Below are 11,674 nucleotides of genomic sequence, written 5' to 3' on the forward strand. Positions count from 1 at the left end.
CAGGGCTGAAACGCTTTAGCGTTTTTGCCGCTCGGCCCGCCGAAGTATTTTCTGTCTGCGCAAATAGCGGCGCAATGACCGATAGAAGAACCGATACCGGTGCCCACGCAGCTCGATCGGCTCTGCCAACGTTTGGACAACACGGTTGGGCATCAGTTTTTCCATCTTGGCTTCGAATTGATCCTGACAGGCCAAATAGCGTTCATCCACGGTTGCAGCCCCCATATGAGTCACGAGGAAGTCAATGGCATAAGCTGTCAGACCAAGGGCCTGCGCCTTGAGTACAATATCGAGGCCGTACAGGTGAAACCCTTTGAGATCATAGGACAGAAAGACCAGGCGATCGCGTCGCAGAATAAAGAAATTCTCGTCCACAACATTGACCTGTGATGGTAAATCGCCACGCTTGCGCTGCATCCCGTGTTTATCACTGATCCGAAGATGGTACTGCTTGCCAACCCGCCCGGCATTCGCAGCAACGCCCCAGTTGGGATCACAGCGGTGCAAATCGGCAAGGCGCTCTTCCAGAACGTCGATACCATCGTCACTGGCCACAACATCCTGATGGAGGCAAATAACATATGTGCCGCGCGCCGCGCGGATCAGTCGGTTGAGCCCGGAAAACCCGTCAAACGCGTTCCCGCCCCTGTTATCGCCATAAAGATATTCGCAAATGTCGGTGGTAAACCCTTTGGCGATAAAACTTTCCACCATCGCAGTATATTGCTCTGGGTTTGTGACAAGGCTGACAAAAGAAAACCGGAGTGGTGCGGTCGTGTCCTCTACCGGCACGGACGTTGCAGGCAGCAAGGTCAGGTCTGGGGGGCTGGCACTCATCTCACCACCTCATTGATACATCTGTGACATTGCCCATCGCAAGTTTTGCCAACATTGGCAACCTGTCTCGGCCCAAACGCTCTCCCTGCCTCAACGAAAAAGGCGCATCCTAAGATGCGCCTTTTGTAGACTGTATTGCCGCATTTGATAAGCGCGTCATATTTCATCTCTGACACACGCGTTTAGTGCGCGCGTTCCAACATCAGCTTTTTGATATGCGCAATGGCTTTGGCCGGGTTCAGACCTTTGGGGCAGGTCTTGGCGCAGTTCATGATGGTATGGCAACGGTAGAGTTTGAACGGATCTTCCAATTCGTCCAGACGTTCCCCCGTCGCCTCATCGCGCGAGTCGATGATCCAGCGGTAAGCATGCAACAACGCGGCCGGGCCGAGGTATTTGTCGCCGTTCCACCAGTAAGACGGGCAGGAGGTGGAGCAGGACGCACACATCACGCATTCATACAGACCATCAAGTTTCTTACGATCCTCAATCGACTGACGCCATTCTTTCGCCGGGCGGTTGGTCTTGGTCTCCAGCCAGGGCATGATCGACGCGTGTTGCGCGTAGAAATGGGTCAGATCGGGGATAAGGTCTTTGACCACTGACATATGCGGCAACGGGAAGATGCGCACATCGCCCTTGATCTCGTCCAGACCATAGATACAGGCCAGCGTGTTGATCCCGTCGATGTTCATCGCACAGGAGCCACAAATCCCTTCACGGCAAGAGCGGCGGAAGGTCAGGGTTGGGTCGATCTCATTCTTGATCTTGATGAGCGCGTCCAAAACCATCGGGCCACACCGATCCATATCGAGGAAATAGGTATCAACGCTTGGGTTTTTCTCATCATCAGGGTTCCAGCGATAAATCTGAAACTTGCGGACATTGGTCGCGCCCTCGGGCTTCGGCCAAGTCTTGCCCGTGACGATTTTGGAGTTCTTCGGCAGGTTAAACTGTACCATTTCTGATCCCCTTAGAACGTCCGCGCTTTGGGCGCGATTTTTGCAAGGCTGATGCCGCCTTCGGCCTCAGTGGTCAAAGGTGCCTCGATGATCGGGCGATAGCTCAGATCAACCTTGTTGCCTTCGACCCGGCTGATCGTGTGAATCCGCCAGTTTTTATCATCCCGCTCCGGATAATCTTCGTGGGCATGCGCACCACGGGATTCTTTGCGGGCCTCAGCGCCGTGAATGGTCGCCAAAGCGTTGGGCATCAGGTTGGCCAGTTCCAGCGTTTCCATCAGATCGGAGTTCCACACCAAGGAGCGATCCGTGACTTTCAGATCATCCATTTTGGCGGCAACTTCGGTCATCTTCTCGACGCCCTCTTTGAGGGTTTTGTCGGTACGGAACACGGCGGCGTCAGATTGCATCGTGCGCTGCATCTCAAGGCGCAGCTCGGCGGTTGCGATGCTGCCATTGGCGTAACGCAGACCGTCGAAACGGGCGAAGGCCTTGTCAATGGAGGCCTGGTTCAACTCCGGGTTCGGCGTTTTCGGATCAACGATCCCACCGGCGCGGATGGCAGCCGCACGGCCAAAGACCACGAGGTCGATGAGCGAGTTGGAGCCCAGACGGTTCGCCCCATGCACAGAGGCACAGCCCGCCTCGCCCACGGCCATCAGGCCCGGAACGATCGCTGTCGGATCGTCTTTGGTCGGGTTGAGAACCTCACCGTGATAGTTGGTGGGGATACCGCCCATGTTGTAGTGCACCGTCGGCAGAACCGGGATCGGTTCTTTGGTCACATCCACACCGGCAAAAATTTTCGCGGATTCGGAAATGCCCGGCAGACGTTCGGCCAAGGCTTCCGGCGGAAGGTGGCTGAGGTTGAGGAAGATGTGGTCTTTATGTTCGCCCACACCGCGGCCTTCGCGGATTTCCATGGTCATGGAGCGGGACACATAGTCGCGCGGCGCGAGGTCTTTGTAGGTCGGCGCGTAGCGTTCCATAAAACGTTCGCCTTCAGAGTTGGTCAGATACCCCCCCTCGCCACGCGCGCCTTCGGTGATCAAACAGCCGGAGCCGTAGATGCCGGTCGGGTGAAACTGAACGAATTCCATATCCTGAAGCGCCAGACCCGCCCGCGCCACCATGCCGCCACCGTCACCGGTACAGGTGTGTGCAGAGGTGGCGGAAAAGAACGCACGGCCATAGCCGCCAGTCGCCAGCACCACCATTTTGGCGTTGAAGACGTGGAAGGTGCCGTCGTCAAGTTTCCAGCACAGCACACCCTGACATTGGCCGTCTTCGGACATGATCAGGTCGATGGCGAAATATTCGACGTAGAACTCGGCTTTCTCTTTCAGAGATTGGCCGTAAAGCGTGTGCAGGATCGCGTGTCCGGTGCGGTCAGCCGCCGCGCAGGTGCGCTGCACGGGCGGGCCTTCGCCAAACTCGGTGGTGTGGCCGCCGAAGGGGCGCTGGTAAATCTTGCCTTCTTCGGTGCGCGAAAACGGCACGCCGTAATGCTCAAGCTCATAGACCGCTTTGGGGGCTTCGCGGGCGAGGTATTCCATCGCATCCGTGTCGCCCAACCAGTCAGAGCCTTTGACGGTGTCATACATGTGCCATTGCCAGTTGTCCGGGCCCATGTTGGACAGGGACGCGGCAATGCCGCCCTGTGCCGCAACCGTATGGGAGCGGGTCGGGAACACTTTGGTCACACAAGCGGTGCGCAACCCTTGTTCGGCCATGCCCAATGTGGCGCGCAGGCCGGAGCCCCCCGCACCAACAACAACGACGTCATAGTCGTGGGTTTCATATTCATATGCAGCGGTCATATCGGTCTTCCTTACAGCGCGAGTTTCACGAGGGAGAACAGACCTGCTGCGATCAAGGCGTAGCAGAAAAAGTTCATCCCGATCACGAGGAACTTGCGGAAAAATCCGGAGGTGTAGTCCTCGACCATCATTTGCCAGCCGCGCATCATGTGTAGCATCGACACGATGATGGTCAGCCCTGCGACGATGGAGGGGAATGGGCGGCTGTAATAGGCCAGCACCTCTTCATAGGTGCCACCCAGCGCGCAGCCGAAGGTGAAGATGAACAGCGGGATCAGAACCAACAGGCCGATCGAAGAGGTGATCATGAACCAGTGGTGATCTGCGCCGTGTTTTGCGGCACCAAGGCCGACTGCGAGTTTGCGATCTGTGAGAAATGACATGGGTGCCTCCTTAGACCACAAGAGCGGTGAGAACGGTCAGGATGGTTGCGCCAATGATCATGGCCCACCCCATTTTTTCGGACACGTCGACATCGAGGCAATAGCCCGCATCCCAGATCAGGTGCCGGATGCCACCACCGAGGTGATACCAAAGCGCCCAAACGGACAGGAACATCACGATGTCACCGACCCAAGAGCGGATCAGCCAATCGACGAATTCGAAATACTCAGGGCCAGTTGCGGCGGCGAGAAGCCACCAGACGCACAGGAAAGACGCCGCGATCAGCGCATTGCCTGTGATCCGAACCATGACCGAGGAAAACGCGGTCATTTGAAGCCGATAATATTTGACGAACATGAAGGGGGACAGCGGGCGATTGCCGCGGTTCACATCAGCCATGGTGACGTCCTTTCACGATGGGTGCAGTTATAGGTTGGCTTCGGTATGATACCTTTCGGGAGCGAAGTCATCAGTTGAGTGCGCTAACATCGCCTAAATTTTGTCATTTCACCCTTAGATTTTTACATTTGTGATCACTAATTTTATGCTGTGATCACAAAACAAGGCAAATCATTTTTCTTAGGGTTTTACTCAACATGAGAATTCCTCGAATCCACGCCACGGCAGCCGCAGGGATGGAAAAAGGGCCGCACATCCCCTGCGCGGCCCTTTTTGCGATCACAAAACTAAGACACAAATCGAGAATTGCAACGCATTACAGCGGCACAACCGCCCAGTAATCCAGATCCAACAAAACATCCGGGTGATATTTGCCCGCCGCGTCCTTATAGGCAAACTCCGGCGCGCCGTGTTTGTAGGCCACAAGGCGTAACCGCAACGCACCAACGCCCGGCGCAGAGGTTTCGGCCTTATCAAGCACTTCGGTATAGGCGCGCACGGTATCGCCGGTGAAACACGGATTGGCATGAGCGCCACCGTTCAGGCCCACGATCATCTGCGCATTGGCCAGCCCGTTAAACGACAAAGCCCGCGCCATGGAAATCACGTGACCGCCATAGATCAAGCGCTTGCCATCTTCGCGGTTGGTCGCATCGAAATGCACTTTGGCGGTGTTTTGCCACAGGCGCGTCGCCAACATGTGCTCGGCTTCTTCAATCGTCACGCCATCGACGTGATCAATCTTTTCGCCAATCTCATAATCGGCAAAGCGATGCTGTTCCCCCGCCAGAGTGAAATTGTAACGCAGGAAATCAAGTCCCTCGGGGATTTTCAAATCCTCGGGCGCCACGACGGCTTTCAGTTCCGGAATCACCGTTTCAGGCGCAGGCGCGTCCAGATCACGTTTGCGCACCATCACCCAGCGGACATACTCCAACACCGGCTCGTCAAATTGATTGAGGCCGGTGGTGCGAACATAGACGACACCGGATTTGCCATTGGAGTTCTGTTTGAGGCCGATCACCTCCGACACAGAGCGCAGCGTGTCGCCGGGGTAAACGGGCTTTAACCACCGCCCCTCGGCATAACCAAGGTTGGCGACAGCATTCAGGGAAATATCCGGGACGGATTTGCCGAACACCACATGAAAGGCGATCAGATCATCCAGCGGGCTTTTGTCCAACCCGCAATTTTCCGCAAATTCATCCGAGGAATAAAGCGCATGACGCGCCGGATAGAGTGCGTGATACATCGCCCGCTCGCCGCCCGAGATTGTGCGCGGCACAGCGTGCTCGATCACTTGCCCGATCTTATAATCCTCGAAAAAATGTCCCGAATTGGTTTTCACCCTAAAGTCCTCCCAGTTTCACGTCCGGGCTATAGTCCCCGTCCGCCTCTTTCGTCACCGCCTGTGCACAGCGCATTTTTCCTGTGCTCTCGTCATAGGCGTAGGAGGGCGATCCGTAGAGCGCCCAGCCTTTGTTCAACGCCTCTGTCACCTTGTGACAAAAGGCCGATGTGTCGTCCTCGGTCAAAAGGCGGTAGGCTTTCATGCGACCGTCCCCACGAATGGGTTATAGCCCAGCGCAATATGGATGCCCGCAATCACGGCAAAGACCACGAGGCTGATGATCACCAGGCGAATGTCTCCGGCCATGGACCCGCCAGCATAGGGCACAGGTTTCGGCTCTGCGCGGTTGATCAGTGCCATTTCGACCAAGGCCCAAAGGGTCAAGCCAGCAAACAGCACGATTGATGCCGCATCGGCATTGACCAAAAGATGTGCCACGCCCCAGACCATAACCGAGGTCAGCATCGGGTGGCGCATTTTGGCACGCAGGCGGCTTTTGGAATGGCCCAGCGCCAGCAAAAACACCGCAACAATCATCAGCGTGTTGTTCACATGGCGCAGATAGGGTGGCAGCGCATAGAGATCGACGGTCTCGGAGCCACGAAAGCCCAGCACCATCAGGATCAGCGCCACAAACAGCGCAATCGCGATGCCCCCCCTGCCCTTGTCACCGAGTTTGGCGCGTGCATCAGGCGCGAGACGTTTAAAAAGATGGGCGCCGCTCCACAGCAGCAGCCCGAGAATAAGAAGGGTCATGGTCACTCCATTGATTTGATCGCATCAGCTTTGGCGAGGGTCGCCCGTGCCGTTACGATATGGAGATTCTCCACGATTTTACCATCCACAACTGCGACACCTTCGCCCGCGGCCTCTGCCGCCTCAAAGGCTTCGATCTGACGTTTCGCCAAATCAATCTCTGCGTCCGTTGGCGCAAACGCGGTATTGGCCACGTCCAACTGAGCCGGATGGATCAAGGTTTTACCATCAAAGCCCATGTCGCGGCCCTGATCGCATTCAAATTTCAGGCCCTCTTCGTCCTTGAACGCATTGTACACGCCATCAAGCGCAACGATCCCATAGGCCTTGGCCGCAATCAGACACAGGTGCAACCCGCCCATCATCGGCAAACGGTCGGCGCGAAAGCGGGTGTTCAATTCTTTGGCAAGATCATTGGTGCCCATCACAAACCCAGCCATGCGCGGGTGGGCGGCGATCTCTGCGGCGTTGATCATGCCTAAAGGCGTTTCCATCATCGCCCAAAGCGGCACGTCTGGAATAGCCTGCGCCAGAGCGTCGACCATCGCCGCACTTTCGACTTTCGGCAACAGAATGCCGTCGATGTCCATGCCGACGAATGCCGCCACATCATCGCGGCCCCATTGGGTGTCAAAGCCGTTGACCCGAACGATTTTCGCCCGATTGCCATAGCCGCCTGCCGCCAACGTGGCTTTAAGCAGAGCGCGGGCGTTTTCTTTTTCGTCAGGGGCGACCGCATCTTCGAGATCAAACAAGATCGCGTCACAGGCCAGACCTTTGGCCTTTTCCAGCGCCCGTTCCTTCGAGCCAGGGATGTAAAGAGCAGACCGATAGGGGCGATTGGTGACTTGGGACATTGATTCTTTTCCTCCGCAATATTGTTGCGCAAGAGGCCACACAAGCGCACCTTTATGCAAGGTCAAAATTTCCGCAGCGCAGAAACTTTACATTCAGAGGCGATCACAAATCACCTCTCAGCCCGTCGCCTTAACCATATTTTTAGCGCTCTTGCAGCAGGATTTCCGCATAATTTTCTCAGGATGTCCAATGTTCACCCTCGAACGCCCCACGCTAGAAAAGGATAAGACGATGAAACTGATCTCTCTTGCCGCTCTGATCGGGGCGTTTGGGTGTTTCACCCTCCCCGCCCCGGCCACCGCGCAACAATCCTGCGGTCAACGCGATCAAGTGCTTGAGCGACTGGGCAGCCAATATGGCGAAAGCCGCCAATCCATCGGCCTTGCGCCCAACAACGGTGTGGTCGAACTCTTTGCCTCCACCGAGACCGGCACATGGACGCTTTTGATGACTCACCCCACTGGCGTGAGCTGCCTCATCGCCTCGGGTCAGGCGTTTGAAATGACCGCCGAGGTGGCGCAGGCCAAGGGCGACGACGCATAAGCGCGCTATCCCAAAGCCTCCCAAATCAACTTGCCCCCCGTGATCACCAAGAACACATAGGCCAGCGCGAAAAAGAACCGATCCGATATTTTATGGTGCAGCCATGCTCCCATCAACACGCCGAGAATGGCAAAGGGGAAGAGCATCAGGTCGGCCTTTAACGTCTCGGGCGTGAATATCCCGACGATGGAATAAGGCACCACTTTGATCAGGTTGATTGCCCAAAACACCAACACAGAGGTTGCCTGATAGGTGGTTTTGTCCATCCGTTGTGACAGCATATAAACAGCCGCAGGCGGGCCTCCGGCGTGGGATATAAAGCTGGTGAACCCGGTCACCAACCCCCACATCGTACCGCCAAACCTACCGATGGTGCGTTTCGGCGGCTTGATCCACCCTTTCGCCTTGGCGCCCTGATAAGCGACAAAGCCAATGGCAACGAGACCAATCAAAAATTTGAACACCTCGGGTTTGGCGATGCCATACACCAAGGCCCCGATCACAATCCCCGGCACAGCCCCCGCGATCAACACACGCGCCGCCGACCCGTCCCATTTGCGCCAAAACACCCGGATCGCGGTCACATCCATCACCATCAACAGTGGCAACATCAGGCCAACCGCCTGTCCCGGTGTGAGAATCAGTGCCAAAAACGGTGTCGCCGCAAAAGCGGCCGCAGACCCAAATCCGCCCTTTGACAGGCCTGCAAAAATCACAGCGGGAACGGCGAAGAGAAAGAAATGCAGATCAAACGTCATGCGGGGGACCCAGACGGCAAAAGGAGATTTTTCTCGAAATTACAGAGCGGTTATCGCTAACGCCAGAGAAAACCTTAATGCATTGCCGCAGCGCAGCCTTGCGTGAACGCCCGTGAAGGGCTACCCATGCCCCAATCTTACCAACTGATTGGAGACTTTCCATGGCCAGACCCAAGATTGCCCTCATCGGCGCAGGTCAAATCGGCGGCACGCTCGCCCACCTCGCAGCCATCAAGGAACTCGGCGACGTCGTTTTGTTCGACATCTCTGAAGGGACCCCGCAGGGCAAAGCGCTCGACATCGCTGAATCCGGCCCGTCCGAAAAATTCGACGCCACCATGATTGGCACGAATGACTACGCCGACATCGCTGGCGCAGACGTCTGCATCGTCACCGCCGGTGTCCCGCGCAAACCGGGCATGTCCCGCGATGACCTTTTGGGCATCAACCTGAAAGTTATGAAATCCGTTGGCGAAGGCATCAAAGAACATGCCCCGAACGCTTTCGTGATCTGTATCACCAACCCGCTTGACGCGATGGTTTGGGCGCTTCAGCAATACTCCGGCCTTCCGGCCAACAAAGTCTGCGGCATGGCCGGTGTTCTCGACTCCGCCCGCTTCCGTCACTTCCTCTCGGTCGAATTCGGTGTGTCGATGAAAGACGTCACCGCATTCGTTCTGGGCGGTCACGGCGACACCATGGTCCCCTCCACCCGCTACTCCACCGTTGGCGGCATCCCGCTGCCGGATCTGGTCGAAATGGGCTGGACCACTCAGGAAAAACTCGACGCGATTATTCAGCGCACCCGTGATGGCGGCGCAGAGATCGTTGGCTTGTTGAAAACCGGGTCTGCCTTCTACGCACCGGCGACCTCCGCCATTGAAATGGCCGAAGCCTACCTGAAAGACCAAAAGCGTCTGCTGCCTTGCGCCGCCTATTGCGATGGCGAGCTGGGTCTTGACGGCATGTATGTTGGCGTTCCGACCATCATCGGTGCCGGCGGCATCGAAAAAGTCGTGGACATCAAACTGTCCAAAGACGAACAAGTCATGTTCGACAAATCGGTTGAGGCCGTCAAAGGTCTCGTCGACGCGTGCAAAGGCATCGACAGCAACCTTGCCTGATGCTCTGAGAGCTTACTAAATGGACCCCGTGCCTCCCCGAGGCGCGGGGTTTTTTGTTGGAGTTTCAAACCTGTGACACTGGATGGACCGTCTTGGGCTATCGCCGCGCTGGCCGACGAACCCGCGCCGCTGATCGCCGCTTTTGTCCGGCATCACCTGGCCATTGGCGCGCGCGAAGTGCATATTTTCCTCGATCGCCCCAACCCAGAAGCCGAAGCTTTGCTCCACGGTCTTGAGGGGTGCATCCTGACTCGCTGTGATCAGGCCTACTGGGAAAAGGTCAATCAAGGTCGCCGCCCCGGTCGTCACCTCGGGCGGCAAAAATTCAATGCCACCCGCGCCTATCGCACCACTGGCTGTGACTGGCTTTTGCATTGCGACGTCGATGAATTCATCTCAGACGGCCCAACTTTGTCGGCACTATTGGCACGTGAACACGTCGCAGACGGCATCGTCTTGGGCAATCTTGAGCGCGTCCACCGTGCCTCAGAACCCGGAATACATATTTTCGAGGGCGCATTTCGTGGCCCAGTCGGGTTCACTGAAACAGACGCCAAGGCGCTTTTTGGACGGTTTGCCACGTTTCTCAACTTTGGCCTGACCGGCCATCGCGTCGGCAAAACCATTGTGCGCACAGGGCGCGATTGGACCATGGGGATTCACACCCCCAATGGGCCTGATCCGAGCAAACTGGTCAAATCCGACTCCCGGCTCCTGCTGCATTTCGATGGGCTGACCGAACTGCATTACGCTTTGAAATTGCTTCGAAAAGCCTTTGAGAACTACGCGGGGCCAAAACGAAAAATCGGCCAAGAACGCAGCGCGCAATTTCGCTTTGTCCGCGATCACGCCAATGATCCAAACGCGCTACTCCAACTGGCGCGCGGGGTACAAAGCCTGACCGAGCATCAGGCGACGATCCTTGGCATTTTGGGTGTGTTGTACGAGGTGCCTTTTGTGCCCGAAGCCTGCGCCGATCTGGACCTGTCACCCGCCACGTTCGACACCATGCTACGGGTGCGTGAAGCGGCGCTGATCGCAAAAGCCGGGTTAGAGCTTTAGCGCAAAGCAAAAGCCGAGCCCTTTCGGACCCGGCTTAAGACGTTCAACCTAGGATCGTTTAGAAATTATAGGCCACGCCGAAGTTAAGCGCATTGGTGATGATGTCGGTTTCCAACGTGCCACCACCGTTCAGGTCCGCTTTGACTTGGCTATAGGTGCCTTTGTATTCGCCAAAAACATCCCATGTGTCGTTGATCGCATAGCTTGCACCCAGCACAACGGCGACGGTCGGCCCGGCGATTTGGTATTCGATGGTGTTCGTATTGGCGGTGACCACCTCGACATGCGGAATGACGATCCCGGCGGAGACGCTTGCATAGGGGGTGAGCTTGTTCCACGCCCCCGGCCAACGCCAGATCGGCCCCACCGTCAGGTTGTTCAGCCCATCGGTGAATTCCAGCGTTGAAAACTTGTTTGCCGCCATGTCGTCTTCGTCAGCATAAACCTTGGTGTGGTTGAAATCCGCGATCCAGCCGAAATTATCCCGCACCCACCAAGTGCCACGGATGCCGTAATAAGGCGGCATTTCAAAGCTCTTGCCATCCCAACCGGTGGTGAAATCAAAATCCTCCACGCCATCGTTGCCGGACACCCCACTATGTGGCGCTGTTTGGTAGCCGGAGTAGACAGAGATGGTAAAATTCTCCGCCTGCGCCGCGGACAGTGGGGCAAGGGTCGCCACCGTTGCGGCCAATGTGGCTTTCAGTGCAATGCTGCGCATCATGTTTCCAATTCATTTCGCAAGTGAGTCTCTTTGCCTCTACATACACCATATTTGGCATATATCGCGACCCCAAGCTGTGCGAATGCGCGCAAGCGT

Annotated in this window: 14 protein-coding genes; 3 read left to right on the forward strand and 11 right to left on the reverse strand. The window is 56.5% G+C overall.

The annotated features are described in order from the left end of the window. Positions 1-15 precede the first annotated feature (15 nt). The 9 genes from B30_RS16945 to B30_RS16985 form a co-directional block, all read right to left on the reverse strand. Positions 16-837 (reverse strand): hypothetical protein, encoded by an 822-nt coding sequence (locus tag B30_RS16945; RefSeq protein ID WP_009573374.1) that lies wholly within the window; start codon positions 835-837, stop codon positions 16-18. A 182-nt stretch (positions 838-1,019) separates the two neighbouring features. Then, on the reverse strand, positions 1,020-1,799 hold the full coding sequence (locus B30_RS16950; RefSeq protein WP_009573375.1) for a succinate dehydrogenase iron-sulfur subunit: 780 nt from the start codon (positions 1,797-1,799) through the stop codon (positions 1,020-1,022). Between the two features lie 11 nt (positions 1,800-1,810). After that, positions 1,811-3,619, reverse strand: a complete 1,809-nt coding sequence (sdhA, locus tag B30_RS16955) for a succinate dehydrogenase flavoprotein subunit (RefSeq protein ID WP_009573376.1) — start codon at positions 3,617-3,619, stop codon at positions 1,811-1,813. Positions 3,620-3,630: 11 nt separating this feature from the next. Next, the gene (locus B30_RS16960; RefSeq protein WP_009573377.1) at positions 3,631-4,002 is read right to left on the reverse strand and encodes a succinate dehydrogenase, hydrophobic membrane anchor protein; all 372 of its coding nucleotides are present in this window, start codon (positions 4,000-4,002) and stop codon (positions 3,631-3,633) included. A gap of 10 nt (positions 4,003-4,012) precedes the next feature. Continuing rightward, positions 4,013-4,402, reverse strand: a complete 390-nt coding sequence (gene sdhC / locus B30_RS16965) for a succinate dehydrogenase, cytochrome b556 subunit (protein ID WP_009573378.1) — start codon at positions 4,400-4,402, stop codon at positions 4,013-4,015. 316 nt (positions 4,403-4,718) lie between these two features. Further along, complete coding sequence (locus B30_RS16970) at positions 4,719-5,750, reverse strand: MaoC family dehydratase (protein ID WP_009573379.1); 1,032 nt, start codon at positions 5,748-5,750, stop codon at positions 4,719-4,721. A gap of 1 nt (position 5,751) precedes the next feature. Next, positions 5,752-5,955: a DUF1737 domain-containing protein gene (locus tag B30_RS16975; RefSeq protein ID WP_009573380.1), complete on the reverse strand. Its 204-nt coding sequence runs from the start codon at positions 5,953-5,955 to the stop codon at positions 5,752-5,754. Then, the gene (locus B30_RS16980; protein WP_009573381.1) at positions 5,952-6,509 is read right to left on the reverse strand and encodes an NnrU family protein; all 558 of its coding nucleotides are present in this window, start codon (positions 6,507-6,509) and stop codon (positions 5,952-5,954) included. Before B30_RS16980 ends, B30_RS16975 begins: the two co-directional genes overlap by 4 nt. A gap of 2 nt (positions 6,510-6,511) precedes the next feature. Continuing rightward, the gene (locus B30_RS16985) at positions 6,512-7,366 is read right to left on the reverse strand and encodes an HpcH/HpaI aldolase/citrate lyase family protein (RefSeq protein WP_009573382.1); all 855 of its coding nucleotides are present in this window, start codon (positions 7,364-7,366) and stop codon (positions 6,512-6,514) included. Between the two features lie 232 nt (positions 7,367-7,598). Between B30_RS16985 and B30_RS16990 the strand changes: the two genes are divergently transcribed. Further along, on the forward strand, positions 7,599-7,910 hold the full coding sequence (locus B30_RS16990; RefSeq protein ID WP_009573383.1) for a hypothetical protein: 312 nt from the start codon (positions 7,599-7,601) through the stop codon (positions 7,908-7,910). A gap of 5 nt (positions 7,911-7,915) precedes the next feature. Here B30_RS16990 and B30_RS16995 read toward each other — a convergent pair whose 3' ends face one another. Beyond that, entirely contained in the window at positions 7,916-8,668 is a 753-nt protein-coding gene (locus B30_RS16995; protein ID WP_009573384.1) for a sulfite exporter TauE/SafE family protein, read from the reverse strand. Between the two features lie 161 nt (positions 8,669-8,829). Here B30_RS16995 and mdh point away from each other — a divergent pair, with 161 nt between their 5' ends. Further along, a complete protein-coding gene (gene mdh / locus B30_RS17000; RefSeq protein WP_009573385.1) occupies positions 8,830-9,792 on the forward strand; it encodes a malate dehydrogenase in 963 nt (320 codons plus the stop codon). 72 nt (positions 9,793-9,864) lie between these two features. Then, positions 9,865-10,854 carry a glycosyltransferase family 2 protein gene (locus B30_RS17005; protein ID WP_009573386.1) on the forward strand — a complete coding sequence of 330 codons (990 nt, stop codon included), beginning with the start codon at positions 9,865-9,867 and terminating at the stop codon, positions 10,852-10,854. Between the two features lie 58 nt (positions 10,855-10,912). Here the strand turns inward: B30_RS17005 and B30_RS17010 are convergent, their stop codons facing one another. Further along, positions 10,913-11,578 (reverse strand): outer membrane protein, encoded by a 666-nt coding sequence (locus B30_RS17010; RefSeq protein ID WP_009573387.1) that lies wholly within the window; start codon positions 11,576-11,578, stop codon positions 10,913-10,915. Positions 11,579-11,674 lie beyond the last annotated feature (96 nt).

Origin of the sequence: Celeribacter baekdonensis B30 (assembly GCF_000299875.1) — a bacterium.
In the GTDB taxonomy this organism is placed as follows: Bacteria; Pseudomonadota; Alphaproteobacteria; order Rhodobacterales; family Rhodobacteraceae; genus Celeribacter; species Celeribacter baekdonensis_A.

Bases quoted from the DNA above. Each gene is read 5' to 3' on its own strand.
- sdhA (WP_009573376.1), bottom strand. From the start codon at position 3,619: ATGACCGCTGCATATGAATATGAAACCCACGACTATGACGTCGTTGTT.
- B30_RS16975 (WP_009573380.1), bottom strand. From the start codon at position 5,955: ATGAAAGCCTACCGCCTTTTGACCGAGGACGACACATCGGCCTTTTGT.
- B30_RS16990 (WP_009573383.1), top strand. From the start codon at position 7,599: ATGAAACTGATCTCTCTTGCCGCTCTGATCGGGGCGTTTGGGTGTTTC.
- B30_RS16995 (WP_009573384.1), bottom strand. From the start codon at position 8,668: ATGACGTTTGATCTGCATTTCTTTCTCTTCGCCGTTCCCGCTGTGATT.
- B30_RS16950 (WP_009573375.1), bottom strand. From the start codon at position 1,799: ATGGTACAGTTTAACCTGCCGAAGAACTCCAAAATCGTCACGGGCAAG.
- B30_RS17010 (WP_009573387.1), bottom strand. From the start codon at position 11,578: ATGATGCGCAGCATTGCACTGAAAGCCACATTGGCCGCAACGGTGGCG.
- mdh (WP_009573385.1), top strand. From the start codon at position 8,830: ATGGCCAGACCCAAGATTGCCCTCATCGGCGCAGGTCAAATCGGCGGC.
- B30_RS16985 (WP_009573382.1), bottom strand. From the start codon at position 7,366: ATGTCCCAAGTCACCAATCGCCCCTATCGGTCTGCTCTTTACATCCCT.
- B30_RS16945 (WP_009573374.1), bottom strand. From the start codon at position 837: ATGAGTGCCAGCCCCCCAGACCTGACCTTGCTGCCTGCAACGTCCGTG.
- sdhC (WP_009573378.1), bottom strand. From the start codon at position 4,402: ATGGCTGATGTGAACCGCGGCAATCGCCCGCTGTCCCCCTTCATGTTC.
- B30_RS16980 (WP_009573381.1), bottom strand. From the start codon at position 6,509: ATGACCCTTCTTATTCTCGGGCTGCTGCTGTGGAGCGGCGCCCATCTT.
- B30_RS16960 (WP_009573377.1), bottom strand. From the start codon at position 4,002: ATGTCATTTCTCACAGATCGCAAACTCGCAGTCGGCCTTGGTGCCGCA.